This is a genomic window from Mycobacterium sp. WMMD1722 (assembly GCF_049315205.1).
Lineage (GTDB): Bacteria > Actinomycetota > Actinomycetes > Mycobacteriales > Mycobacteriaceae > Mycobacterium.
Genome location: NZ_CP186056.1, coordinates 1,392,269 through 1,417,333 on the forward strand (window position 1 = coordinate 1,392,269; position 25,065 = coordinate 1,417,333).

The window sequence follows — 25,065 nt, forward strand, 5'->3', positions numbered from 1 at the left end:
TCTCCTAGATACGGTTGCGTTTCTTAATAGCGACGTTAGGCTGGTCACGTTGGATACGCAAGCGTTTCTCAGGAGGGGCGGGGCGATGGGGCGCCGACGCGGTGCGGAACTGAATGCCGCGATCCGACGGGCCGTGTTGGCGCTGCTGGCCGAACACGGCCCGTCCGGTGTCACGATGGAAGCCGTCGCCGCCACCGCCGCCACCAGCAAGCCGGTGCTCTACCGGCGCTGGACCGACCGCTCACATCTGCTGCGGGACACGCTGATGGGCATCGCCACCACGTCGATCCCCCACCAGGACACCGGCAGTTACCGCACGGACATGCTCGCCGTCCTGCGCGGTTGGGCGGGTTTGTTCACCGGCCCGGACGCGCCACTGCTGCGGGCGGCCATCGCCGCGGCGGTCCATGACGCCGAGCTGTCCGCAGCCTTCCAGCAGGACGTGATCGGCTGGCGGAAAGCCGAGATGGCCGCCCTGCTACGACGCGGCATCGAACGCGGTGACGTGCGCGCCGACGTCCCGGTCGAGATCGCCCGCGAACTCGGCCAGAGTGTGCTGTGGCACCGGCTGCTGATCACTGGCGACCCGATCACCGACGACCTGGTGGTCGCCCTCGTCGACGACGTGCTGGTGCCGTTCGTCTCGCCGCGCCGTTGAGGGCCCGCGAAACCGCCTTCACGGCGACCAGGACGCGCACTTGATGACCCGGAATGCTGTTTCGCGGGAGGGGACCGGCGCGGCCTCCCTACTACAGGCTGTAGTTAGCAGTCCTCTACCATCGTTTCGTGGCCGTCGGACGACTCTTCCTGCGGCTGGTCGACTTCCTCCCGGAGCCCAGCCTGCGCGTACAGCGCGCGATCGCCGCGGCGGTCATCCTGACCCAGGGCGGCATCGCGGTCACCGGTGCCATCGTCCGCGTCACCGCCTCGGGGCTGGGGTGTCCCACCTGGCCGCAGTGCTTCCCGGGCAGCTTCACCCCGGTTCCGCACGCGGAGGTCCCCGGTATCCACCAGGCCGTCGAATTCGGCAACCGGCTGATCACATTCCTGGTGGTGCTGACCGCGGCGGCTGCGGTGCTGGCCGTCACCAGGGCCCGCCGGCGCCGCGAGGTGCTCATCTACGCCTGGCTGATGCCGGCCTCGACGGTCGCCCAGGCCGTCATCGGGGGCATCACGGTGCTGACCGGACTGCTGTGGTGGACAGTCGCGATCCACCTGCTGGTGTCGATGGCCATGGTCTGGCTGGCCGTCCTGCTGTTCGTCAAGATCGGTGAACCCGACACCGGGGTCCGGACCCGGCAGGCGCCCAAGGCCTTGCGCCAGCTGACGCTGCTGGCCGGGGTCACGCTGGCCGCCGTCCTGGTGACCGGGACGCTGGTCACCGGCGCCGGTCCGCATGCCGGCGACAAGAGCATCGAGCAGCCGGTCCCGCGGCTGATGGTGGAGATCACCACCCTGGTGCACCTGCACTCGTCGCTGCTGGTGGCCTATCTCGGGTTGCTGGTCGGTCTCGGCTTCGGTCTGCTCGCGGTGCGGGCGCCGCGCCCGGTGCGGATCCGCCTCGGCGTGCTCCTCGCACTCGTCGTCGGCCAGGGTGTGGTGGGAGCCGTCCAATTCGCCACCAACGTGCCCGCAGCACTGGTCGCCGTGCACGTGGCCGGCGCGGCGGCCTGCACCGCGGCGACCGCGGCGCTATGGGCGTCGATGCGACAGCGGACCGAGCCCGAGGCGCTCGAGCGCGACCTCGACCGCGACGGCGAAGTCGCGCTGGCGGGCCGCGCGGGCGTCGGCGCTGAGTTGCCGCCAGCCCAGTGACGGCTCGACCAGTTCCACCTCGAGCAACCGCGGGTCGTCGCGGCCGCCGATGAGATCGACCCGGGCGTAGAGGAAGTCCGTCGCCTCGACGCCGATGGCGTCGGCCGCCGCCGCCAGCGCCGAATAGCCCACGTCCCACAGCTCGAAATCCGGTTCGGCCGCCGAGAGGGTCTCCGCGGCGAACGTGCCGGATTCGTCGAACGTCGGGGCCCCGTCGGCGGGCAGCATCGGGCCCTTGGTGAACGCGTGCGACTGCGCCCCGCCCAGGAAGACCAGCGCCGTCTCCCCGTCCTCGATGCGCGGATCGTAGGGCTGGACCACCACCGCGCCGCCGCGCGCCTGCAGGGCGGCGGCGTGGCTTGCGGCCTGCGCGGGGTCGGTGAACCGCTGCGCACCCACCGAACCCATCCCGATCGCCGGCTTCACCACCACCTCACCGCCGGGGATCTCGGCGTCCTGATCGGCGTCGAAGATCCGGGTCGGCACGACCGGCACCTCGCGCTCGACGAGGTCGAGCAGGTAGTGCTTGTCGGTGTTCCAGGCGATGACGTCCGGTCCGTTGAGCACCTGAGGCACCCGGCGGGACCAGGCCAGGAACTCGTCGAGGCGGTCGATGTAGTCCCAGGTCGCCCGCAGGATCACCAGATCCGCCGTCTCGGTGGCCGGATCGTCCCAGGGCAGCCAGCGCGCATGCAGACCGCGGGCGCCCAGCGCCTCGACCAGCCCGTCGTCGTCCCCGTCGCTGGACGGTAACGCCGCACAGGAGGCCAGCACGATGCGCGGATGGAACACATCAGGGCGCGCGAGTTTCACCCGGCCATGTTAGGCGGCAATGATGGGTCTCATGTATGCCATCGAAGTCGCCGAGACCGGCGGTCCCGAGGTCCTCAACCACGTCGAGAAGCCACAGCCCACCCCCGGGCCCGGGCAGGTGCTGATCAAGGCCGAGGCCATCGGCGTCAACTTCATCGACACCTATTTCCGGTCCGGCCTGTATCCGCGGGAGACGCCGTTCGTGGTCGGCACCGAGGTGTGCGGACGCATCGAGGCCCTCGGCGAGGACGTGGCCGCACTGCAGGTCGGCGACCGGGTGGTCACCGACAAGGCGCTCGGCGCCTACGCCGAATACACCCTGGCACCCGCCGATTTCGTCGCCTACGTCCCCGACGGCGTCGCCTCCGACGCCGTGGCCTCGGCGCTGCTGAAGGGCATGACGGCGCACTATCTGATCAAGTCGACCTATCCGGTGCAACAGGGTGACTTCCTGCTGGTCCACGCGGGCGCGGGCGGGGTCGGGCTGCTGCTGACCCAGTGGGCGACCAGCCTGGCGGCCAAGGTCATCACCACGGTGTCGACGCCGGAGAAGGCCGAGTTGTCCCGGCAGGCCGGCGCCTTCGAGGTGCTGGACTATCCGGAGGATCCGCAGGAGTTCGGGGCGAAGATCCGCGATCTCACCGGCGGCCACGGTGTCGCCGCGGTCTACGACGGGGTCGGCGCGGCCACCTTCGACGCCAGCCTGGCCAGTCTCGCGGTGCGGGGCACCCTGGCACTGTTCGGCGCGTCCAGCGGCCCGGTGCCGCCGGTGGACCCGCAGCGGCTCAACGCCGCCGGCTCGGTGTTCCTGACCCGACCCAACCTCGCGCATCACACCCGCACGGCCGACGAGTTCTCGTGGCGCGCCGGTGAGCTGCTCGACGCGATCAACAGCGGCACGCTCACGGTGACGGTCAGCGAGCGCTATCCGTTGGCCGAAGCGGCCCGTGCCCACACCGATCTTCAGGGCCGCAAGACGGTCGGCTCGGTGGTGCTGGTGCCCTGACACCGGCCGTGTGATCGGTGTGAGAAATTCACAGCGGTGGCTTAGGCTGACGACGTGGCTGCCGCTCTGAACGCCCATGCGCGACGGTCGGCGATCGCCGCCCGCATCCAGGCCGACCGCGAGGTCGACTTCGCCTCGCTCGCCGGGGAGTACGGCGTGTCCGAGATGACGATCCGGCGCGACATCGAACGACTCGAGGACGAGGGCGTCGCCCGGCGGGTGCTCGGCGGCGCGATCGCCTTCGGCGGCAAGTCGACTGAACCGTCGTTCGCCGCGCGGGCGGCGGTCGCGGCCGACGGCAAGACGCACATCGCGGCCGCGGTCGTCGATCTGCTCGTCCCGCAGGAGACGGTCATCCTCGACAGCGGCAGTACGGTCCTGGCCGTCGCGCGCGCGATCCGGGGCCGGGATCTGCGGCTTACGGTGATCACGCCGAGCGTGCTGGTGGCCGTGGAACTGGCCGACGAACCCGACACCACGATCCTGTTGACCGGCGGCAAGGTCCGCCCCGGCGAGCTGAGCCTGATCGGCGCCGAGGCGGAGGACTTCTACCTGCGGTACAACTGCGACACATACGTGATGGGAATCGCCGGGGTGGACGGGCGCCGCGGCGCGTCGGAATACCACCGCGAGGAGGGCAACGTGAAGCAGGCCGCGATGCGCTCGGCCGACCGGGTGATCGTGGCAGCGGATGCAAGCAAACTGGGCCGCGTGCAGTTGATCAACGTCGCCCCGGTGACCGGGATCTCGGTGCTGGTGACCGACGGGCCGCCGACCCATCCCACGGTCACGGCGCTCGAAGCCGCCGGTGTGGACGTGGTCTGCGTGAACGCCCGCTCATCACCAGTGCGCTGACACCGCCTCGCTGCCGGCGCCGGGACGGGCCACGTGGGCACCCGCCTCCTGCGCGATCAACGCCCCGGCGGCCCAATCGTGCACCGCCAGGTCGTCTTCGACGAAGGCGTCGAGGCTGCCCTGGGCGACCAGGCACAGGTCGAGGGCCGCGGCGCCGAGGCGCCGCATGTCGGTGTAGTCGGTGAGCAGCGCACCGAGTTCGCGTACCTGGCGCCTGCGGCGTCCGGGGTCGTAGGACAGGCCCGTCCCGATCAGCCGGGCCGACGTGCTCGGCAGGTCGAGTGGCAGGTCCGTGATCGCACCCCCGGTCGCCGCCCGCGCGCCGTGGCCCGCGGCCGCGCTCCACGTGGTGGCGAGCGCCGGCGCACAGACCGCGCCGGCGAGCCAGGCGCCGTCGGACAGGCTGCGCACGGCGACCGAGGTGCCGAAGAAGGGGATGCGCCGCGTGTAGTTGGTGGTGCCGTCCAGCGGATCGACCACCCACTCGAACCCGCTGGTCCCGGCCCACGGCGCCAGCTCCTCCCCGACGATCGCATCCCCGGGACGCGCCGCGGTCAGCACGGCCCGCACGGCGGCCTCGGCCTCCCGGTCCACCGCGGTGACGACATCGCCCGCGGCGCTCTTGGTCTGCGCAGCCAGCGGTGTGCCCGCACGCCGCAGACAGATGTCCGCACCGGCCTGCGCGGCGCTGACCGCCACTGCTCGCAGTGCGTCGGCCGCTGGGGTCACAGCGTGGTGCGGAACTTCTCGACCGCACCCATCAGTTCGCGCACGCGCGGGGTGACGGCGCGGTTCTCGAACACCCCGTCCTGTTTGAAGTAGGTTCCGACGATCGCGCCGTCGGCGATCGCGAGTTGCTCTGCGGCGTTCTCGGCCCGAACCCCGGTGTTGACGAACACCGGCACCGGTCCGGCCGAGCGCTTGACCAGCGCAAGCGCCTGGCTGTCGGTGGAGGATCCCGCGGTCAGACCGGAGACGCAGATGGCGTCGGGACGGGTGGCGAAAACCGTGGTTTTGGTGATCGATTCGAGGTCCCGTTCGGCCAGGTAGGTCGCCGACTCCGGCACGATGTTGAACAGCAGCTTGACGGCGTCGCCGCCGACGCGGTGCCGGTGGCGGGCGACCTCGCCGACGTTGGTGTCCCACAGCCCGAAGTCGCTGGCGTAGACCCCGGTGAAGATCTCGCGGACCCATTGCGCGCCGGTGGCGACCGCCAGGTCGATCGACGCGCGGCCGTCCCACAGCACGTTGACCCCGTAGGGCAGCGTCAGCTCGTCGAGCAGTTCGCCGATGATCCGGGCCATCGTGATCGCGGTGATCGGCTCGGTCTTGGTGAGGTAGGGCAGGCTGAACTCGTTGGAGATCATCACTCCGTCCACACCGCCGTCGCGCAGCGCGGTCAGCTCCTCCTTGGCCCGATCGACCACGGCACGGATACCGGCCGCCGAATCGAATCCGGGGTCGCCCGGTAGCGCCGCCAGATGCAGCATGGCGATCACCGGTTTGCGGACGCCGAACACCTCATCGAGCCAACTGGTCATCAGATACCTTCCCCGGGTTGTCGCGGCTACGCTTGCTGTTATTAAATAACACCTCAAGCCAGATTAGCCGCGTCATTTACGTGACGTTTACACACAACATGTGAGAATCTAACAGATAACCGGCTAGGGTCGGGACATCACGAGCGGAGAGGACGCGATGGCGCAGTTCACCCTCGGTGTCGACGTCGGCACCACGGGAACCAAGACCGTGCTCGTCGACGTGTCCGCCGCCCGCATCGTCGCCCAGGCTTCCCGCGAATCCCGGCTGATCGCCGACCGCGCCGGGCATGCCGAGGCCGACCCGCAGCAGTGGATCGACAACGTGCACAGCACCATTCGTGAGGTGCTCCACACCGCGGGCGCCTCCGCCGGGGACGTGGGCGCCCTCGCCACCACCGGCATGGTGCCGGCCGTGGTGCCCGTCGACCGGCGCGGTGAACCGGTCCGGCGCGCCCTGTTGCAGAACGATGCCCGCGCCACCAGCGAGATCGAAACGCTGCGCGCCACAATGGATCCCGCCGCCACCCTGGCCGCAACCGGATCGGCGATCACCCAGCAGTCGGTCGCTCCGACGGCGATGTGGTTGCGCCACAACGAATCACAGAACTGGCGTGACACCACAGCGCTGGTCGGCTCCTACGACTGGGTACTGATGGCACTCGGCGCCGCGCCGCATGTGGAGCTCAACTGGGCGATCGAATCCGGTCTGGCCACCCTCCAGGGGGCGCCCTACGATGCGGCCTTCACCGCCGCGGAGTTGACCCCCGACCTGGTGCCGGAGGTACTCGCACCCGGCAGCACCGCCGGTTCGCTCGATGCCGCGGCCGCCGCCGCGACCGGGCTGCGCGAGGGGACGCCGCTGGTGGTCGGCGGCGCCGATCATGTGCTGTCCGCCTACGCCGCCGGGGTCAATTCCCCGGGTGACTGGTTGGTCAAACTCGGCGGCGCGGGCGACGTGCTGGCCGCCAGCGACACCCCGGTCGTCGACGCGCGCCTGTACCTCGACGCCCATCCGGTACCGGGCCGCTGGCTGCCCAACGGCTGCATGGCCACCAGCGGCAGCCTGATCCGCTGGTTCCAGACCCTCGTAGGCGGGACCGAACTGACCGCACTCGACGACGAGGCCGCGCAGCGCTCCCCCGCCGACGTGCTGTGCCTGCCCTACTTCCTCGGCGAGAAGAGCCCGCTGCACGATCCCGATCTGCGCGGTGCGTTCGTCGGCCTGGACCTGGTGCACACCCGCGCCGACATGTACCGCGCCGTCCTCGAGGCGATCGCGTTCGGCTTCAAACACCACACCGAGGTCTTCGCCGACATCGGCGTGCGACTCGGCCCCGCGATGGTCACCAACGGCGGCAGTCGGTCGGTGCTCTGGAAACAGATCCTCGCCGACGTGCTCGACCTTCCACTCTGGCCGGTGATCGGGCATCCCGGCGCGTCCCTGGGCGCGGCGCTGGCCGCGGCGGTGGGCGTCGGCATGGTGACCGGCTGGGACGACATCGACCGTTTCCGCACGCTCGGCGAGCCCGTCGAGCCCGACCCCCGGCACACCGGGCGCTACGCCGAGGCCTACGGCCAGTGGCGTGAACTCGGCGCCGTGTTGACCCCGGTGTCACATCGATTGGCGCGAAAGGACAACCAGTGAGCGAAGATTCGACGCGCAGCGTCGTGGTGACCGGTGCCGGTTCGGGCATTGGCCGAGCCATCGTCACCACTCTGGCCGAGCGCGGCTGGCGGGTCATCGTCACCGACGTCGATGAGGCCGCCGCCGCACAGTCGGCCGCGCGATTGACCGGCAGCGGCCACGAGAGTCATCGCCTCGACGTCACCGATGCCGGCGCGGCAGCGGCGCTCGCCGACGACATCGCCGATCGGCTGGGGCTCGACGCCTGGATCAACAACGCCGGGATCTCGGCGATGGCGCCGTTCCTGGACGTCTCGGCCCAGCAGTACGACCGCAGCCTCGAGGTCAACCTGCGTTCGGTGTTCTTCTGCGGACAGGCCGCGGCCAGGGCGATGGTGCGCACCGGACGCACCGGCACGATCGTCAACACCGCCTCGATGGCCGCCAAACAGGGCCGGGTGCCGTTCCTGTCGGACTACGTCGCCAGCAAGTTCGGCGTCCTCGGGCTGACCCAGGCGATGGCGTTCGAACTGGCCGCCCACCGGATCACCGTCAACTGCGTGTGCCCCGGTTTCGTCGCCACCCCGATGCAGAGCCGGGAACTCGAGTGGGAAGCCCGCCTCACCGGTTCGACGCCGGAGGCGGTCCGCGACGGCTGGGTCGAGGCCACCCCGCTGGGACGCCTGCAGACCCCCGACGACGTCGCCCGCGCGGTGGCGTTCCTGGTCTCCGAGGACGCCCGGTTCATCACCGGCGAAGCGCTCTCGGTCAACGGCGGCGCATACATGGACTGACGCCGCCCGGCCCAGTCCCACCCAAGAGGAAGTGAGAACCATGCAGAAACCGAAGCTGCGGCGGTGGCTGCCCGCGGTCGTGACGGCGGCCGGGCTCGTCTTGTCGGGCTGTGCCGGCACCGGCGGGTCGGGAGGCGACCAGCAGCAGTCCTCCGGGTTGGGCGACGTCCCCACCGACACCGATGCCACCGTGCGGGTGCTGATGGAGAACGTTCCCGACACCGAGATCGTCCAGCAGATGGTCGGTCAGTTCAATGAGAAGTATCCGCAGGTCAAGGTCGAGATCGAGACCATGACCTTCGATCAGATGCGCGACCGGCTGGTGTCCTCGTTCCAGGCGTCCGAACCCGCCTATGACCTGATCGTCGTGGACAACCCGTGGATGGACGATTTCGCCGCCGCCGGTTTCCTGCAGCCGCTCGGTGACCGGATCAAGGCCACCACCGACTACCGGCCCGACGACTTCTTCCCGTCGCTGACGGACATCACCGACATCGACGGCACCACCTACGGCGTGCCGTTCTACAACTATGCGCTGGGCTACATCTACAACCAGCCCGATCTCGACGCCGCGGCGCTGAGCGTGCCCACCGACCTCGACGCGCTGGTGAGCACGTCGCAGCGGCTCAAGGCCGGTGACCGGGCCGGGATCGCGATGCAGCCCCAGCGCGGGTACAAGATCTTCGAGGAGTGGGCCAACTGGCTGTTCGCGGCCGGCGGCTCGATCTACGGCGAGGACGGCAAACCCACGCTGAACACCGAACAGGCCGCCCGCGCGCTGGACGCCTACATCGAGACCTACCGCACCGCCGCCCCCGCCAACAGCCTGTCGTGGGGCTTCGACGAGGCGTTCCGGTCGGTGTCGAGCGGTAACGCGGCGTCGATGATCGGCTACAACTGGAATCTGCCCGCGCTCAACGATCCCGCCGGGGCCTCCGGCCCGCGCGCCGGACAGTTCTCGCTGGCCCCCATCCCGGGTGGCAAGTCCGCACTGGGGCTGTGGAGCTGGGCGATCCCGGCGAATTCGGCGGCCTCCGATGGGGCCTGGGCGTTCGTCTCCTGGATCACCTCCCCCGAGGTCGATGCCCAGCGCGTCGCCGCCGGCGGCGCGGTCACCCGGCAGAGCTCGCTGACCAACCCGAAGGTGCTGGCCGACGGCTACGGCGAGGCCTACTACCGCACGGTCGGCACGATCCTCGAGAACGCCGCCCCCCTGACCCAGGGCAAGGGCGGTGAGGAGATGATCCAGGCCGTGGGCACCGAGCTGAACGACGCGGTCGCGGGCAACAAGAGCGTCGCCGACGCGTTGCGGGACGCCCAGGCCGCCGCGGAGCGGATCCAGCAGTGAGACAGGGGAATCCGGCGGCCGCCGCGGGGCGGCGCGCGTGAAGTTCAAGTACGGCATGGTCGCGCCGTTGCTCGCGCTCTTCGCCGTGGCCGTCGGATTCCCGCTCTGCTACGCCGCCTATCTGTCGGTCACCGACTACCGGCTGACCGACCGGGAACCACCCGGCTTCGTCGGCGTCGCCAACTTCACCAGCGCGCTGGGCAACGGCGCGTTCTGGGAAGCGTTCGCCACCACCGCGACCTACGTCGTGATCGCCGTGACGTTCGAACTCGTCCTCGGGTTCGCCGTCGCGCTGGCGCTGCATCAGCAGCGGTGGGCCAAGGACCTCTCCCGCGCACTGGTGCTGGCGCCCATGTTCATCACCCCGATCGCGGTCGGTCTGATCTTCCGGTTCCTGCTCAACGACCAGATCGGAGCCGTGCCCGCACTGCTGCACGCGGTCGGGGCGGACTACGACTTCTTCGGACCGGGCAAGGCGCTGCTGACCCTGGCGTTCATCGACGTCTGGCAGTGGACGCCGTTCATGGTGCTGCTGATCCTGGCCGGACTGGAATCGATGCCCAAACAACCGATGGAAGCCGCCCGCGTCGACGGCGCCGGTCCGGTGTACCGGCTGCGGCGCGTGCTGATACCCATGCTCGCGCCGGTGCTGACCGTGGCGGTGCTGCTGCGCAGCCTCGACGCACTGCGGGTCTTCGAATACGTCTATGCCACCACCCGCGGCGGCCCGGGAACCGACACCCAGACCCTGCAGTACTTCATGTACCTCGAGGGCATCCAGTTCTTCCGGCTGGCGCAGGCCAGCGCCATGGCCTTCATCGTGCTGGCGCTGGTGCTGGTGGTCATCGTGGTCGCGTTCCGCACCATGGAACGGACGAGGAGCACCCGGTGAACCGGTCCCGTCCGCTCGACGTCCTGCGCATCGCGGTGCTGACCGCGGCGCTGGTGTTCGTGCTGTTCCCGATCGCCTGGGTGACGCTGGCCAGTCTCAAGACCCCGGAGCAGATGTCCGAGCCGTGGCTGGTGGCGTTCAGCCCGACGTTCGAGAACTGGCGTGCGGTGCTCGACTCCGGGATCTTCGCGGCGGCGGGGCGCAGCGCGCTGGTCGGCGTGGTGACCGTCGTCATCAGCCTGGTGGTGGGCAGCATGGGCGCCTATGCGATCGCCAAGTTCCGCGCCGGCGGATCCCTGACCCGGTTCGGCATGCTCGCCGCGCAGGTGGTGCCCCCCGCAGTGATGGTGTTCCCGTTCCTGACGATGGCCCAGGCGCTGCGGCTCACCGACACCATCGCGCCGGTGATCTTCGCCCACCTGAGCTTCGTGCTGCCGTTGGTGACCTGGTTCCTGATCGGCTTCTTCGAGGCGGTGCCCTCGTCACTGGAGGAGCAGGCCCGGGTCGACGGTTTCAGTCGTTGGCAGGCGTTCCGGCTGGTGGTGCTGCCCCAGGTGCTGCCGGGCATCGGCGCGGCCGGCATCTTCGGCTTCACCCTGTCGTGGAACGACCTGTTCTACGGGCTGATCCTGGCGCCGGGCAACGCGGCGATCCTGCCCGTGGCCATCTCGAACTTCAACACCTTCCGCGGCGTGCAGATCGGCACCATGAGCGCCGCGATCATCATCGCCATCGTGCCGGTGGTCCTGGCCAGCTTCTTCATCCAGCGCCGCCTGGTCCAGGGGATCAGCGGCGGCGCGGTCAAGTACTAGTAGCCCGGAACAGAAGAGGAACCCACAGACATGGCATCGGTCTCGTTCACCGGGGTCACCAAGGCGTTCGGTGACGCCACGGTGGTCTCGGACCTCGACCTCGAGCTGACCGACGGCAGCATGACCGTATTGGTCGGCCCGTCGGGCTGCGGGAAGACCACGTCCCTGCGCATGCTCGCCGGGCTCGAGGACGTCACCTCGGGCAGCATCCGCATCGGTGCGCGCGATGTCACCCGGCTCGAGCCCAAGGAACGCGACATCGCGATGGTGTTCCAGAACTACGCGCTGTATCCGCATCTGACGGTCCGGGAGAACATCGCCTTCCCGCTGCGCGCCACCCGCGTTCCGCGTGCCGAGGCGCTGCGCCGCGCCGACGACATCGCCGCCTCGCTGGGGCTGGGTGAGCTGGTCGCGCGCAAACCCAAGGACCTCTCGGGCGGGCAGCAGCAGCGGGTGGCGATCGGCCGGGCCATCATCCGTGAACCGTCGGTGTTCCTGTTCGACGAACCCCTGAGCAATCTGGATGCCAAGCTGCGCGTGGAGACCCGCACCGAGCTGCTGCGGCTGCAGCGGCGCCTCGGTGTCACCTCGCTCTACGTCACCCACGACCAGGAGGAGGCCATGACGCTCTCCGATCGCATCGTGGTCATGCGTGGCGGTCAGATCGCCCAGGCCGGCCCGCCCGCGCAGGTCTACGCCCGGCCGGCGGACACCTTCGTCGCGACGTTCGTCGGCAGCCCGAAGATGAACCTGGTCACCGGTGCAGTGTCGGGTGGCGAACTGCGCGGTCCCGGCGGCCTGCGCATCCACGTGGGTGGACCCGATGCGGCGGCGGTGACCGTCGGGGTGCGCCCCGACGACCTGGTGCTGCACCCAGCGGCGGACGCGGCCGCGAGTGTGGAACTCGTCGAGTTGCTGGGCCCCCGGGCGATCGTCACGGTGCGCTGCGGCGAGGAACAGCTCACCAGCGTGGTGCCGGCGGCGGCGCTGCCGGCGGTCGGTACCGGTACCGCGGTGCGGCTGTCGGCCGCACCCGAACACGTGCACCGATTCCACCCCCAGACCGGCCTGCGGCTCTAGCTACCCTGGTGCGGTGCCGACCGACCTCGTGGTGACCCCGGCTCTGGTCGTCCCGGCGTCGGAGTTGAGCGAGCGCTTCTCCAGGTCTTCGGGTCCGGGTGGTCAGGGCGTCAACACCACCGACAGCAGGGTCGAGCTGTCGTTCGACGTGGCCCGCTCGCCGGCGATACCGCCGCACCTGCGGCACCGGATGCTCTGCCGGCTGCGTGGCCGGCTCAGCGGGGGTGTGCTGACGGTGGCGGCGAGCGAGTACCGCGCGCAGCTGCAGAACCGGGCGGCCGCCCGCGAACGGATGGCCCGGCTGCTGCGCGACGCGGCCGCGGCTCCCCCGCCGTCGCGCCGGCCCACCCGACCCACCCGCGGCTCCGCGGAACGCCGGCTGGCGGCCAAGAAGCGCCGAGGCACCATCAAGGAGGGCCGCCGCGGCGGATGGGACTAGAACGGCCGGTCAGAACAGCGTCGGCAGCGCCAGCGCGGAGTCCACGGCCAGCGCGCAGAACACCACGGCCAGATAGTTGTTCGACTGCAGGAACAGCCGCAGTGGCTTCACCGGCTCGCCGCGCTTGACACCGCTGTAAAGCTGATGGGCCATCACCAGGAACCACGCCCCCGCCAGCAGCGCGACCGCGGCGTACAGCCATCCGGTGGCCAGCGCGAGGCCGAGCGTGGCCAACACCGTCAGCCACGTGTAGATCAGGATCTGGCGGGTCACCTGCCGCTCGGTCGCGACCGTCGGCAGCATCGGCACCCCGGCCGCCTTGTAGTCGTCCTTGTAGCGCATGGCCAGCGCCCAGGTGTGTGGCGGCGTCCAGAAGAAGATGACCGCGAACATCACCAGGGCGGGCCACTGGATCGTTCCGGTCACCGCCGACCAGCCGATCATCACGGGCATACAGCCGGCCGCCCCGCCCCACACCACGTTCTGCGACGTACGCCGCTTGAGCAGCAGCGTGTAGACGAACACGTAGAACGCGATGGTGGCCAGCGCCAGCAGACCGGAGAGCAGGTTGCTCGACCGCCACAACCAGAAGAACGACGCCGTCGAGAGCACCAGTCCGAAGATCAGCGCGTGACTCGTCGGCACTGTCGCGCGGGCCAGCGGCCGCCGGGCCGTGCGCTTCATGACCTTGTCGATGTCCGCGTCGGCGACGCAGTTGAGGGTGTTGGCGCCCGCCGCGGCCAGCATGCCGCCGATCAGTGTGTTGAGGATCAGCAATGGATCGACGGTGCCCCGGTCGGCCAGCAACATCGCCGGAATCGCAGTGACCAGCAGCAATTCGATGACCCGGGGCTTGGTCAGCGCCACGTAGGCCAGCAGCGTGTTGACGATGCGGGAGGGCACCGATTTTCCAGCCCTACCCCCGGCGCCGGCCAGGAGGGAGCGCTCGCGGATGCTCACGCAGGTAACTCCTCACAGGTGGCGTCGCGCAGACTTCTACTACAAGCGATGGTAGACCCGGATGACGGGCAGGCGACAGCTGGGTGACGCGGACTGCGGCTCGGCGATATTCCGCACTAGGGTGGGTACTGGGGGGATAGCCGATTTGATCTAGGAGTGCCTGTCGTGACGACAACCGAAGAGATCTCTGAACTGACCCGACCGCACCACCCCGATGATTGGACCGAGCTGGACACCGTCTCGGTGGATACGATCCGGGTGCTCGCGGCCGACGCGGTGCAGAAGGTCGGTAACGGTCACCCAGGCACGGCGATGAGCCTCGCCCCGCTGGCGTACACGCTGTTCCAGCGACAGATGCGCCACGATCCCAGCGACGTGCACTGGCTGGGCCGGGACCGCTTCATCCTGTCCTGCGGGCATTCCAGCCTGACCCTCTACATCCAGCTCTATCTCGGCGGCTTCGGCTTGGAGCTGTCCGATATCGAGTCGCTGCGGACCTTCAAGTCCAAGACGCCGGGCCACCCCGAGTTCCGCCACACCAAGGGTGTCGAGATCACGACCGGGCCGCTGGGCCAGGGCCTGGCGTCGGCGGTCGGCATGGCGATGGCCGCCCGCTTCGAACGCGGTCTGTTCGACCCCGACGCCGCGCCGGGCACCAGCCCGTTCGATCACTTCATCTATGTCATCGCCTCCGACGGCGACATCGAGGAGGGCGTCACCAGCGAGGCCAGCTCGCTGGCCGGCACCCAACAGCTGGGCAATCTGATCGTGTTCTACGACCAGAACCAGATCTCCATCGAGCACGACACCAACATCGCGCTGTCCGAGAACACCGCAGACCGGTATCGCGCGTACGGCTGGCATGTGCAGGAGGTCGAGGGCGGCGAGAACGTCACGGCGATCGAGGCCGCCATCGAGGAGGCGAAGAAGGTGACCGACCGCCCGTCGTTCATCTCGCTGCGCACGATCATCGGCTATCCGGCGCCGAACAAGATGAACACCGGCGGCGTGCACGGCTCGGCGCTCGGCGACGACGAGGTGGCCGCCACCAAGAAGATCCTCGGCTTCGACCCGGACAAGAAGTTCGAGGTGCGCCCCGAGGTCATCGAGCACACCCGCAAGCTGGTCGACCGCGGCCGAGAGGCGCACGAGAAGTGGCAGCCCGAGTTCGACGCGTGGGCCGAGCGCAACCCGGAGCGCAAGAAGCTGCTCGACCGGCTGACGGCGCAAGAACTGCCCGACGGCTGGGACGCCGACATCACCTACTGGGAGCCGGGCAGTAAGGCCGTCGCCACCCGCGCGGCCTTCGGCCAGGTGCTCAATGACGTGGCCCCCAAGCTGCCCGAGTTGTGGGGCGGTTCGGCCGACCTCGCCGGCTCCAACAACACCACCATTAAGGATGTGAAGTCGTTCGGCCCGCCGTCCATCTCCACCAAGGACTTCACGGCCGACTGGTACGGCCGGGTGCTGCACTTCGGCGTGCGGGAGCACGCGATGGGCTCGATCCTGTCCGGCATCGTGTTGCACGGGCCCACCCGCGCGTTCGGCGGCACGTTCCTGCAGTTCTCGGATTACATGCGACCCGCCGTGCGGTTGGCATCACTGATGGACATCGACACCATCTACATCTGGACCCACGACTCGATCGGCCTCGGCGAGGACGGCCCCACCCACCAGCCGATCGAGCATCTGGCCGCGCTGCGCGCCATCCCGAACCTGTCGGTGGTCCGCCCCGGCGATCCCAATGAGACGGCGTACGCGTGGAAGAGCATCATCGCCCGCGGAAACGGCAGCGGTCCGGTCGGTTTCATCCTGACCCGGCAGGGCATCCCGGTGCTGGAGGGCACCGACGCCGAGGGCGTGTCGAAGGGCGGTTACGTGCTCGGCGGCGGGGACGCCACCGGGGCTGACGTCATCCTGATCGGCACCGGCTCGGAGCTGCAGCTGGCCGTCGAGGCCAAGAAGCTGTTGGCCGACAAGGACATCAACGCCGCCGTGGTGTCGATGCCGTGCGTCGAATGGTTCGAGAGTCAGCCCAAGGAGTACCGCGACAAGGTGCTGCCCCCCAACGTCTCCGCGCGAGTCGCCGTGGAGGCCGCCATCGCCCAGAGCTGGTACAAGCTCGTCGGCGACACCGGTGAGATCGTCTCCATCGAGCACTACGGAGAGTCCGCCGACGACAAGACGTTGTTCCGCGAGTTCGGCTTCACCGCCGAAAATGTCGCCGCCGCCGCGGAGCGATCGATAGCCAACTGATCTTTCCTGGAAGGAACAACCGATGACTCAGAACGAGAATCTCGCCGCCCTGTCTGCGGCCGGCGTGTCCGTATGGCTCGACGATCTGTCCCGGGAGCGCCTGCAGACCGGCAACCTGCAGGAGCTCATCGACACCAAGAGCATCGTCGGGGTGACCACCAACCCGTCGATCTTCCAGGCCGCCCTGTCCAAGGGTGACGCCTACGACGCCCAGATCAAGGAGCTCGCCGAACGCGGCGCCGACGTCGATGCGACGATTCGCACCGTCACTACCGACGATGTGCGCAACGCCTGCGACGTGTTTGCCAAGATCTACGAGCGCTCCGGCGGCGTCGACGGCCGGGTCTCCATCGAGGTCGACCCGCGCCTGGCACACGAGACCGACAAGACGATCCTGCAGGCCATCGAGCTGTGGAAGATCGTCGACCGGCCGAACCTGTTGATCAAGATCCCCGCCACCGAAGCCGGCGTTCCCGCCATCGCCTCGGTTCTCGCCGAAGGCATCTCGGTCAACGTGACGCTCATCTTCTCGGTCGAGCGCTACCGCCTGGTGATGGACGCCTACCTGCAGGGCCTGGAGAAGGCCAAGGAGGCCGGCCACGATCTGGCCAACATCCACTCGGTCGCCTCGTTCTTCGTCTCGCGCGTGGACACCGAGATCGACAAGCGCCTGGAGGACATCGGCTCCGATGAGGCGCTGGCGCTGCGCGGACAGGCCGGCGTCGCCAACGCCCGGCTGGCCTACGCGGCCTACGAGGAGGTCTTCGTCGGCGGCGAGCGCTTCGAGAAGCTCAAGGCCGCCGGCGCACGGGTGCAGCGCCCGCTGTGGGCGTCGACCGGGGTGAAAAACCCCGACTACGCCGACACCCTCTACGTGACCGAGCTGGTCGCACCGAACACGGTGAACACCATGCCGGAGAAGACCATCGACGCGGTCGCCGATCACGGCGTCGTCACGGGTGACACGGTGACCGGCAAGGGCTCCGAGGCTCAAGAGGTCTTCGACAAGCTCGACGCCATCGGCATCGACCTCACCGACGTTTTCCTGGTGCTGGAGAACGAGGGTGTGGAGAAGTTCGAGAAGTCCTGGCACGAACTCCTCGAGGCAACGCAGGGCCAGCTGGACGAGAAGAAGTCCTAATATCGATGACCGAGTGGCGTAATCCCCTGCGGGACAAGCGCGACAAGCGGATGCCCCGGATCGCCGGGCCGTGCAGTGTGGTGATCTTCGGTGTGACCGGCGATCTGGCGCGCAAGAAGCTCATGCCCGCGATCTACGATCTGGCCAACCGAGGTCTGCTCCCGCCGACGTTCTCTCTGGTCGGATTCGCCCGGCGCGACTGGGCCGACGAGGATTTCTCCGAGGTCGTCCACGACGCGGTCAAACAGCACGCCCGAACGCCGTTCCGCCAGGAGGTGTGGGACCGACTGGCCGAGGGTGTCCGGTTCGTTCAGGGCACCTTCGACGACGAGAAGGCGTTCGAGCAGCTGGCCGAGACGCTGAACAAACTCGACGCCGAACGCGGCACCGGCGGCAATCACGCGTTCTACCTGTCGATTCCACCGAAGGCCTTTCCTCAGGTGCTCGAACAGCTCTCGCGCACCGGGCTGGCCAAGAAGGCCGACGGCCACTGGAGCCGGGTGGTCATCGAGAAGCCGTTCGGTCACGATCTCAAGAGCGCTGAAGAGCTCAACCACATCGTCAACGACGTCTTCCCCGAGTCGTCGGTGTTCCGCATCGACCACTACCTTGGCAAGGAGACGGTGCAGAACATCCTGGCGCTGCGCTTCGCCAACGAGCTGTTCGAGCCGGTGTGGAATTCGCATTACGTCGACAGCGTGCAGATCACCATGGCCGAGGACATCGGGCTGGGCGGGCGCGGCGGCTACTACGACGGGGTGGGTGCCGCCCGTGACGTCATCCAGAACCATCTGCTGCAGCTGCTGGCGTTGACCGCGATGGAGGAGCCGGTCAGCTTCTCCCCCGACGAACTGCAGGCTGAGAAGATCAAGGTGCTCTCGGCCAGCCGGCTCGCCGAACCGCTCGACCAGACCACGGCCCGCGGTCAGTACACGGCCGGCTGGCAGGGCGGTGAGCGCGTGGTCGGGCTGCTCGAGGAGGAGGGCTTCTCGTCGACGTCCACCACCGAGACGTTCGCCGCGATCACCGTCGACGTGGACACCCGCCGCTGGGCCGGGGTGCCGTTCTATCTACGGACCGGAAAGCGCCTGGGCCGCAGGGTCACCGAGATTGCGCTGATCTTCAAGCGGGCCCCGCATCTGCCGTTCGACGCGACCATGACCGAGGAGCTCGGCCAGAACGCCCTGGTGATCCGGGTCCAGCCCGACGAGGGCATCACGCTGCGGTTCGGCTCGAAGGTGCCGGGGAACCAGATGGAAGTCCGTGACGTGAGCATGGACTTCTCCTACGGTTCGGCGTTCGCCGAGGAGTCACCGGAGGCCTACGAGCGGCTGATCCTGGATGTCCTGCTCGGCGAGCCGTCGCTGTTCCCGGTGAACGAAGAAGTCGAGCTGGCGTGGAAGATCCTGGACCCCGCGCTGGATTACTGGGCGTCACACGGAAAGCCGGATCCGTACGAATCCGGCGGCTGGGGCCCGGATTCGGCGTTCGAGATGCTCAAGCGCACCGGTCGGGAATGGAGGCGGCCGTGATCATCGATCTGCCCGATACCGACACCGGCGCGATCAACAAGAAGATCCAGGCACTCCGCGAGGAGGGCGGCGCCATCACGCTGGGCCGCGTGCTCACGCTGGTCATCGCCCCGGACACCGAGGCGGTTCTCGAGGAGTCCATCGACGCGGCCAACGCGGCCAGCCGCGAACATCCTTGCCGGGTGATCGTGGTCGCCCCGGGTGATCGGCGGGCCGACAAGGCCCGGCTGGACGCCCAGGTGCGGGTGGGCAGCGATGCCGGCGCCAACGAGGTGGTGGTCCTGCGCCTGTCGGGACCGCTGGCCAATCACGCCAGCAGCGTGGTGATGCCGTTCCTGTTGCCCGATACGCCGGTGGTGACGTGGTGGCCGGACATCGCGCCGCCGGTGCCTGCCGAGGATCCGCTGGGCAAGCTGGCGCTGCGCCGGATCACCGACGCCACCAACGGCACCGACCCGCTGGCGTCGATCAAGGGCCGGCTGCAGGGGTATACCCCCGGGGACACCGATCTGGCGTGGAGCCGCATCACCTACTGGCGGGCGCTGCTGACCGCGGCGGTGGACCAGGCGCCGCACGAACCGATCAATTCGGCGCTGGTGTCCGGCCTCGAGGACGAACCGGCGCTGGACGTCCTGGCGGGCTGGCTGGCCAGCCGCATCGACGGTCCGGTGCGGCGTGCGGTCGGCGAACTGAAAGTCGAGCTCGTCCGCGACAGCGAGACCATCACGCTGAGCCGGCCCCAGGAGGGCGTCACGGCTAAGATCAGCCGTACGGCCAAGCCGGAGGCTTTGGTTCCGTTGGCGCGCAGGGAGACTCGCGAATGCCTGGCCGAGGACATGCGCCGCCTCGATGCCGATGAGATCTACTTCGAGGCGCTGCAGGGAATCGAGAAGGTGCAGTACATATGAGCCCGACCGTGCGCAAATACCCCGATAGCGATGCCCTGGTCAGCGCGGTCGGCGACCGGTTGGCCGACGAGATCACCGCGGCCCTGGACCAGCGCGGCCGCGCGGACATCGTGCTGACCGGTGGCGGTACCGGGATCAAGGTGTTGGCCCGACTGGCCGAACACCGCGACCGGATCGACTGGTCGAAGGTGCACCTGTACTTCGGCGACGAGCGCTTCGTGCCGGCCGACGACGACGAACGCAACGACAAACAGGCCCGTGCGGCGTTGTTGGATCCGGTCGGGGTACCGGCCGCCAACGTGCACGCGATGGCGGCGACCGACGGCGCCTTCGGCGACGATCTGGACGCCGCCGCCGAGGACTACGCCGAGGAGCTGGCCAAGCTCGGCAAGGGTGAGCTCACGCCGGCATTCGATGTCCATCTGCTCGGCATGGGGCCGGAGGGACACGTCAATTCGCTGTTCCCCCACACCGCCGCCGTGCGCGAGACCAGTCGCTCGGTGGTGGGCGTCACCGACTCCCCCAAGCCACCACCCAAGCGCATCACTTTGACGCTGCCCGCGGTCACGCGTTCGCGCGAGGTCTGGCTGATCGTTTCCGGCGAGGGCAAGGCCGAGGCCGTGGCCGCCGCCGTCGGTGGTGCCGATGCCGACGACTGGCCCGCCGCGGGAGCGGTCGGCCGCGAGGCGACGGTGTGGTGGCTCGACGAGGGTGCCGCAGCCAAGCTCTGATCGCCCATCGTGTCGGTGGGCCATGGCAGAATCGAACGCATGTTCGAGCCCGTGTTCTTCGTCGCGGAAGACACCACCGCCTCGCGCTCTGCGCTGGCTGCGGTGTCGGCGGCGAGCCGCGCCGAGAACCGGGCGGCCGCGGCGAGGCTCGTGGCGATCGGCGAACTATGGGCCATCCGGCTTGCCGAGTGCGGCGAACGTGCCGATTGGGTCGTCGACGCCGAAGCGGCGGTGACGGCGGAGATCGCCGCCGAATTGCGGATCAGCCAGGGCTTGGCCGGTAGCGCATTGCGGTACGCCCGGTCGATGAGCCGGATTCCCCGGGTCGCCGAGGTCTTCATCGCCGGGGACGTGGATGTGAACCTGTTCAAGACGATCGTCTACCGCACCGACCTGATCACCGACGCCGATGTGCTGGCCGCCGTGGACGGCGAACTGGCGGTGACGCTGCCGGCCTGGCCGTCGATGACGCGGTCACGTCTGGCACAACGCATCGACACGATCGTCCGGCGCCATGATCGCGACGCCGTCCGCCGGTCGCGCAAGGACTCTCTCGCGCAGCGCGAGGTGTGGATCGCCGACCGGTTCGACGGGCTATCCGAGATCAGCGCCACGGTGCTCACTCCGCACGCACACGCGTTCGGCCGGAAACTCGCGGCCCTGGCCGCCACGGTGTGCCCGCAGGATCCGCGCAGCTGCGAGGAGCGGCGGGCCGATGCGATCGACGTCCTCACCGCGGGCGGTGACCGCATCGCGTGCCGGTGCGGTCTCGCCGAATGCACCGCTGCGACGAAACCGGCAGCGGGTTCGGTCGTGATCCACATCGTCACCGACGGCGCCGACGGCGCGGAACTCGGCGGCGACGGTCTGCTCCCGCCCGAGGTGATCGCCGAACTGGTCAGGACCGCGAACATCCGGCCCGTCGCGCCGATGGACGCCGACGCCGAGCCCCGCTACCGACCGTCGCGGGCACTGGCCGACTACGTGCGCTGCCGCGATATGACCTGCCGCTTCCCCGGCTGCGATCAGCCGGCCACGCAGTCCGACATCGACCACACCCTGCCGTACGGCGAGGGCGGGCTCACGCATGCGTCGAATCTGAAATGTCTGTGCCGCCTGCATCATCTCTTGAAGACGTTCTGGGGCTGGCAGGACCGTCAGTTGGCCGACGGCACCGTGATCTGGCAGTCGCCGACCGGCCAGGTATATGTCACCACCCCGGGTTCGGCGCTGCTGTTTCCTGCGCTGTGCCGGCCCGTCGCACCGATCGTCGGCAGCGCCGCCACCCCACGGGGCGGGGACCGTACGTGGCGGATGCCGACGCGGCGACGCACCCGTGCGCAGGACCGCGCGGCACGAGTCCTCGCCGAGCGCCGACATAATCACAGCCAAGAGCACAGCCGACGCCGGGTCAGGGCCCAGCCCGACCACGGGGGCGATCCCCCACCTTTCTGAGCCGCGCCGGTCATACTGACCCGGTGGCAGACAAAGGGGGCAGACCTGTCCGCACGGGTCCGGAGCGCATCAGGAAGCTTGCGCAGGCGGCGCTGAACGCCGACGTCACCGTCGAGCAGGTGGACACCATCCTCGACGGGCTCAGTGAGACGCTCGACGACCTCAACAACTCGACGCGCAACCTCGACCACACCCTCGAGCGCTTCAACGCCACCATCAACCAGATCGATGCGCTCGCGCCGCGTCTCATCGCCGTGGTCGACCGCATGGAGGGCATCGTGTCGCGCGTCGAACGTCTCGTCGGCATGGGTGAGGCAGTCCTCGGACCGCTGGCCGCGACAGAGAATGCGCTCCGCGGCGGAGTCAACGCGATGCGCCGCACGATCGGCCTCTAACCCGACCATCCGCTGGATCGCCTGAGATCCCGGCGCGACGTCATCCCCTGATCGCACAGTTCGCTCCCAGCCTGCGTGCAGCGAACGCACGTAGCGTTCGAGTTGGGCGGATGCAGGGTGCCGAGGAGGACGGTGTGGCCGAGTCGAGGCTCAAGCGGCCGGCATGGGACGAGATCCTGCATCGCCGCTTCCGCGGCCTGCGCAGCCACGCGATCGGGAGATCATGCGCCACCGGAGTTCTGGAGCAGACCCGGCTCGGATCCGTAGACGTGTTCTTCTTGACCGGCAGCGCGCAGCGCGTCACCAGCACTGCGGGTGACGTGCGCGCGCTGCCGTCCGGGGTCGTCAAGGTGACCATGATGACGCACGGCGAAGGTCGGTTCAGTCAGGCCGGACGGCATCTCGTCGTGGAGCCGGACCAGTTCGCCGTCTATGACGCGTCGCGTCCCTATCAGCTGACGCTGCCGTCCGCCCAGTGGCGCTGCGTCGTTCTGACCCTTCCGCGCGCTGCCCTCGCGCTGCCCGGTGGACGCCTGGCACATGCGTCGCAGCAGGTGCACGACACCGATGGAGTCGGTCGTGCGTTGCGCGCCGTCCTCGGCGAGGTGGCCGGTGTGGTCGACACGTCACCGAGTGCGGCGCATCGGCTGGGTCTGGCGCTGGCGGCGCTGCTGTCCGCCACCCTGGCCGACGCCGGCGAATCCCCTTGCCGCGTCACGGAACTTGTGCAGCGCGCCGAGGTGCTGGACTCGATCCGGGAACGGTTGTCCGATCCCGCGCTGTCGACCAGCACACTGGCGCGCGCACATCACGTGTCGACGCGCACCCTTCAGCGGTTGTTCGAGACGGAGCCGCACGGCGTGGCGGGGACGATTCGGGACCTCCGCCTCGAAGCCATCCGCCGCGATCTGATCGATCCCGAGCTCGTCGGACAGTCGATCTCAGCGGTCGCCGCGAAATGGTGCGTGACAGATGCGTCCTGGCTGTCGAAGACCTTCCGCCTGCGGTACGGGATGGCGCCATCTCGGTACCGCCAGGTGGCGGTACCGAGATGAGTTCCGCTCAGGCGTGCTGCGTCCGGATCAGGTCGGCCGCCTTCTCCCCGATCATTACCGTCGTCGCGCCGGGGTTCACCGAGACGATCTTCGGCATGATCGACGCATCCGCCACGCGCAGACCGGTCACGCCGCGGACCAGCAGGTCGACGTCGACGACCGCCTCCACTCCGGTGCCCATCGCGCAGGTACCCACCGGGTGGTAGTACGTCCCGGTGGCCTGGGCGAGATAGCTGCGCAGGGCGTTTTCGCTCGTGACATCTGTTCCGGGCAGGACTTCGCGAGCCCGCCACGGGGCGAACGGCTCGCTCGCCGCGATCTGGCGAGCTACGTCGACGCCGTGCAACATCCGCCGCACATCCGACTCTTCGCCCAGATAGTTCGGATCGATCAGCGGCGGCGTGTCCGGATGCGCATCCACGATCCGGATCGATCCCCGGGAGTCGGGCACCGTGCAGACGCCGAACGTGTATCCGTTGTCCGGGGCGGCCAGGTGCGGCGGATGGAAGGGGATGTGGATGAACACGATCTGCATATCCGGCCCGTCGAGCGAGTCGTCACTGCGCCACAGCAGGGATGTCTCACCGTGATTGTTGCGGCCGGCGGGAATCGGCTGCGTCGCCTCGTAGACGACGCCGCACAACGGGTGATCGTGGAGATTGCGCCCCACCCCGGGCGAATCGAGAATCACCGGGACACCGGCGGCCGCCAGGTCGGCCGCCGGCCCGATCCCGGACAGCAGGAGCAGCCGCGGTGAGTCCACCGCGCCCGCGCTGAGGACCACTTCCAGCGCAGCATATGCCGTGCGCACGCGATCGCCGCAGCGGTAGGCGACGCCCACACAGCGGGTGCCGTCGAAGATCAGCCGATGCGCATGTGAATCGGTGGACACCACGAGGTTGGGCCTGTGCCGCACCGGATGCAGATACGCCGCGGCGGTGCTCTGACGCAATCCGCCGGTGATGGTCAGATCGTGCCAGCCCGCACCTTCTGCACAGCGTCCGTTGAAGTCCGCGGTGAGGGAATGGCCCGTTGCCGCGGCACCCTCAAGGAACACAGCCGACAACGGATTGGCGTTCTCGGCCCGCGCGGGCGCGGGAGCCAGCGGACCGTCGGTGCCGCGATACGCGGCGTCTGCGCCGGTGACCGCCTCCATGCGCCGGAAGTAGGGCAGCACGGAGGCGTAATCCCAGCCGACGCATCCGAACTTCGCCCAACCGTCGAAGTCGGCGGGAGTGCCGCGCAGGAAGATCATCGCGTTGATGCTGCTGCTGCCACCGAGCGTGCGCCCGCGGGGCCAACGGTGGGGCCGGCCCGCCGTCCCGGGCTGGGCCACCGTCTCGTAGGCATGGTCGACCTCGGTGCCCCACAACGCCGGCCAGGCGGTTGGCGCCGCGATCTCCGATCTGGTGTCCGCGGGGCCGGACTCGAGCAGCAGTACCCGCACCGCCGGATCCTCGGACAATCGGGCGGCCAGGACGCAACCCGCGGACCCCGCCCCGATCACGACGACGTCGTAGTGCTCGCGATCGATCCGCGATCGATCGTGGTCCAGGTGGTCGGAAGTGGGCATGGTTTCCTCCGTGTGCGTGGCATGAATCGGGTTGTCCAGA

At 69.0% G+C, this 25,065-nt stretch carries 23 protein-coding genes; 19 read left to right on the forward strand and 4 right to left on the reverse strand.

Annotated features, from left to right (window positions below):
- Positions 1 to 85 precede the first annotated feature (85 nt).
- The 4 genes from ACN27E_RS06445 (at position 86) to ACN27E_RS06460 (ending at position 4,489) form a co-directional block, all read left to right on the forward strand.
- Positions 86 to 658 carry a TetR/AcrR family transcriptional regulator gene (locus ACN27E_RS06445; RefSeq protein WP_422747536.1) on the forward strand — a complete coding sequence of 191 codons (573 nt, stop codon included), beginning with the start codon at positions 86 to 88 and terminating at the stop codon, positions 656 to 658.
- Positions 659 to 813: 155 nt separating this feature from the next.
- Positions 814 to 1,815: a COX15/CtaA family protein gene (locus ACN27E_RS06450; RefSeq protein ID WP_422749671.1), complete on the forward strand. Its 1,002-nt coding sequence runs from the start codon at positions 814 to 816 to the stop codon at positions 1,813 to 1,815.
- An 844-nt stretch (positions 1,816 to 2,659) separates the two neighbouring features.
- The gene (locus ACN27E_RS06455; protein ID WP_422747538.1) at positions 2,660 to 3,634 is read left to right on the forward strand and encodes a quinone oxidoreductase family protein; all 975 of its coding nucleotides are present in this window, start codon (positions 2,660 to 2,662) and stop codon (positions 3,632 to 3,634) included.
- A 54-nt stretch (positions 3,635 to 3,688) separates the two neighbouring features.
- On the forward strand, positions 3,689 to 4,489 hold the full coding sequence (locus ACN27E_RS06460; RefSeq protein WP_422747540.1) for a DeoR/GlpR family DNA-binding transcription regulator: 801 nt from the start codon (positions 3,689 to 3,691) through the stop codon (positions 4,487 to 4,489).
- Here the strand turns inward: ACN27E_RS06460 and ACN27E_RS06465 are convergent.
- Together ACN27E_RS06465 and ACN27E_RS06470 are read right to left on the reverse strand one after the other, a co-directional pair.
- Entirely contained in the window at positions 4,475 to 5,218 is a 744-nt protein-coding gene (locus ACN27E_RS06465; protein WP_422747541.1) for an inositol monophosphatase family protein, read from the reverse strand. The genes ACN27E_RS06460 and ACN27E_RS06465 overlap by 15 nt on opposite strands.
- Positions 5,215 to 6,030: a BtpA/SgcQ family protein gene (locus ACN27E_RS06470; protein ID WP_422747544.1), complete on the reverse strand. Its 816-nt coding sequence runs from the start codon at positions 6,028 to 6,030 to the stop codon at positions 5,215 to 5,217. The genes ACN27E_RS06465 and ACN27E_RS06470 overlap by 4 nt, the downstream gene beginning before the upstream one ends.
- Positions 6,031 to 6,187: 157 nt before the next feature.
- Between ACN27E_RS06470 and ACN27E_RS06475 the strand changes: the two genes are divergently transcribed.
- From ACN27E_RS06475 to arfB, 7 genes are read left to right on the forward strand one after another with little or no spacing between them, the layout of a single operon-like run.
- Complete coding sequence (locus ACN27E_RS06475) at positions 6,188 to 7,675, forward strand: FGGY-family carbohydrate kinase (protein WP_422747545.1); 1,488 nt, start codon at positions 6,188 to 6,190, stop codon at positions 7,673 to 7,675.
- Positions 7,672 to 8,448 (forward strand): SDR family NAD(P)-dependent oxidoreductase, encoded by a 777-nt coding sequence (locus tag ACN27E_RS06480; RefSeq protein WP_422747548.1) that lies wholly within the window; start codon positions 7,672 to 7,674, stop codon positions 8,446 to 8,448. Before ACN27E_RS06475 ends, ACN27E_RS06480 begins: the two co-directional genes overlap by 4 nt.
- 40 nt (positions 8,449 to 8,488) lie before the next feature.
- A complete protein-coding gene (locus tag ACN27E_RS06485) occupies positions 8,489 to 9,796 on the forward strand; it encodes an ABC transporter substrate-binding protein (RefSeq protein WP_422747549.1) in 1,308 nt (435 codons plus the stop codon).
- Between the two features lie 37 nt (positions 9,797 to 9,833).
- Positions 9,834 to 10,688, forward strand: coding sequence for a carbohydrate ABC transporter permease (locus tag ACN27E_RS06490; RefSeq protein WP_422747551.1), 855 nt, complete (start codon positions 9,834 to 9,836; stop codon positions 10,686 to 10,688).
- A complete protein-coding gene (locus ACN27E_RS06495; RefSeq protein ID WP_422747553.1) occupies positions 10,685 to 11,500 on the forward strand; it encodes a carbohydrate ABC transporter permease in 816 nt (271 codons plus the stop codon). Before ACN27E_RS06490 ends, ACN27E_RS06495 begins: the two co-directional genes overlap by 4 nt.
- 30 nt (positions 11,501 to 11,530) lie before the next feature.
- Positions 11,531 to 12,580, forward strand: a complete 1,050-nt coding sequence (locus ACN27E_RS06500; protein ID WP_422747555.1) for an ABC transporter ATP-binding protein — start codon at positions 11,531 to 11,533, stop codon at positions 12,578 to 12,580.
- 13 nt (positions 12,581 to 12,593) lie between these two features.
- Positions 12,594 to 13,019: an alternative ribosome rescue aminoacyl-tRNA hydrolase ArfB gene (arfB, locus tag ACN27E_RS06505; RefSeq protein ID WP_422747557.1), complete on the forward strand. Its 426-nt coding sequence runs from the start codon at positions 12,594 to 12,596 to the stop codon at positions 13,017 to 13,019.
- Positions 13,020 to 13,028: 9 nt separating this feature from the next.
- On the opposite strand, the gene ACN27E_RS06510 is transcribed toward arfB, so the two are convergent.
- On the reverse strand, positions 13,029 to 13,955 hold the full coding sequence (locus tag ACN27E_RS06510; RefSeq protein WP_422749672.1) for a heme o synthase: 927 nt from the start codon (positions 13,953 to 13,955) through the stop codon (positions 13,029 to 13,031).
- 189 nt (positions 13,956 to 14,144) lie between these two features.
- Here ACN27E_RS06510 and tkt point away from each other — a divergent pair, with 189 nt between their 5' ends.
- The 8 genes from tkt to ACN27E_RS06550 all read left to right on the forward strand — a co-directional run bounded on the left by tkt (position 14,145) and on the right by ACN27E_RS06550 (position 23,452).
- Positions 14,145 to 16,235 carry a transketolase gene (gene tkt / locus ACN27E_RS06515; RefSeq protein ID WP_422747560.1) on the forward strand — a complete coding sequence of 697 codons (2,091 nt, stop codon included), beginning with the start codon at positions 14,145 to 14,147 and terminating at the stop codon, positions 16,233 to 16,235.
- Between the two features lie 22 nt (positions 16,236 to 16,257).
- A complete protein-coding gene (tal, locus tag ACN27E_RS06520; protein ID WP_422747562.1) occupies positions 16,258 to 17,376 on the forward strand; it encodes a transaldolase in 1,119 nt (372 codons plus the stop codon).
- A gap of 5 nt (positions 17,377 to 17,381) precedes the next feature.
- On the forward strand, positions 17,382 to 18,908 hold the full coding sequence (gene zwf, locus ACN27E_RS06525) for a glucose-6-phosphate dehydrogenase (protein ID WP_422747564.1): 1,527 nt from the start codon (positions 17,382 to 17,384) through the stop codon (positions 18,906 to 18,908).
- The gene (gene opcA, locus ACN27E_RS06530; protein WP_422747566.1) at positions 18,905 to 19,816 is read left to right on the forward strand and encodes a glucose-6-phosphate dehydrogenase assembly protein OpcA; all 912 of its coding nucleotides are present in this window, start codon (positions 18,905 to 18,907) and stop codon (positions 19,814 to 19,816) included. Before zwf ends, opcA begins: the two co-directional genes overlap by 4 nt.
- Positions 19,813 to 20,547: a 6-phosphogluconolactonase gene (pgl, locus tag ACN27E_RS06535; RefSeq protein ID WP_422747568.1), complete on the forward strand. Its 735-nt coding sequence runs from the start codon at positions 19,813 to 19,815 to the stop codon at positions 20,545 to 20,547. Before opcA ends, pgl begins: the two co-directional genes overlap by 4 nt.
- Before the next feature lie 39 nt (positions 20,548 to 20,586).
- On the forward strand, positions 20,587 to 22,002 hold the full coding sequence (locus tag ACN27E_RS06540) for an HNH endonuclease signature motif containing protein (RefSeq protein WP_422747570.1): 1,416 nt from the start codon (positions 20,587 to 20,589) through the stop codon (positions 22,000 to 22,002).
- A 23-nt stretch (positions 22,003 to 22,025) separates the two neighbouring features.
- The gene (locus ACN27E_RS06545) at positions 22,026 to 22,397 is read left to right on the forward strand and encodes an ATPase (protein ID WP_422747572.1); all 372 of its coding nucleotides are present in this window, start codon (positions 22,026 to 22,028) and stop codon (positions 22,395 to 22,397) included.
- Positions 22,398 to 22,507: 110 nt separating this feature from the next.
- Entirely contained in the window at positions 22,508 to 23,452 is a 945-nt protein-coding gene (locus tag ACN27E_RS06550; RefSeq protein ID WP_422747574.1) for a helix-turn-helix domain-containing protein, read from the forward strand.
- A gap of 7 nt (positions 23,453 to 23,459) precedes the next feature.
- On the opposite strand, the gene ACN27E_RS06555 is transcribed toward ACN27E_RS06550, so the two are convergent.
- Positions 23,460 to 25,025, reverse strand: coding sequence for a GMC family oxidoreductase (locus tag ACN27E_RS06555; protein ID WP_422747576.1), 1,566 nt, complete (start codon positions 25,023 to 25,025; stop codon positions 23,460 to 23,462).
- Positions 25,026 to 25,065: the final 40 nt, after the last annotated feature.

Bases quoted from the DNA above. Each gene is read 5' to 3' on its own strand.
- ACN27E_RS06445 (WP_422747536.1), top strand. From the start codon at position 86: ATGGGGCGCCGACGCGGTGCGGAACTGAATGCCGCGATCCGACGGGCC.
- pgl (WP_422747568.1), top strand. From the start codon at position 19,813: ATGAGCCCGACCGTGCGCAAATACCCCGATAGCGATGCCCTGGTCAGC.
- zwf (WP_422747564.1), top strand. From the start codon at position 17,382: ATGACCGAGTGGCGTAATCCCCTGCGGGACAAGCGCGACAAGCGGATG.
- ACN27E_RS06540 (WP_422747570.1), top strand. From the start codon at position 20,587: ATGTTCGAGCCCGTGTTCTTCGTCGCGGAAGACACCACCGCCTCGCGC.
- ACN27E_RS06475 (WP_422747545.1), top strand. From the start codon at position 6,188: ATGGCGCAGTTCACCCTCGGTGTCGACGTCGGCACCACGGGAACCAAG.
- tal (WP_422747562.1), top strand. From the start codon at position 16,258: ATGACTCAGAACGAGAATCTCGCCGCCCTGTCTGCGGCCGGCGTGTCC.
- ACN27E_RS06550 (WP_422747574.1), top strand. From the start codon at position 22,508: ATGCAGGGTGCCGAGGAGGACGGTGTGGCCGAGTCGAGGCTCAAGCGG.
- ACN27E_RS06500 (WP_422747555.1), top strand. From the start codon at position 11,531: ATGGCATCGGTCTCGTTCACCGGGGTCACCAAGGCGTTCGGTGACGCC.
- ACN27E_RS06455 (WP_422747538.1), top strand. From the start codon at position 2,660: ATGTATGCCATCGAAGTCGCCGAGACCGGCGGTCCCGAGGTCCTCAAC.
- ACN27E_RS06470 (WP_422747544.1), bottom strand. From the start codon at position 6,030: ATGACCAGTTGGCTCGATGAGGTGTTCGGCGTCCGCAAACCGGTGATC.
- ACN27E_RS06555 (WP_422747576.1), bottom strand. From the start codon at position 25,025: ATGCCCACTTCCGACCACCTGGACCACGATCGATCGCGGATCGATCGC.
- ACN27E_RS06485 (WP_422747549.1), top strand. From the start codon at position 8,489: ATGCAGAAACCGAAGCTGCGGCGGTGGCTGCCCGCGGTCGTGACGGCG.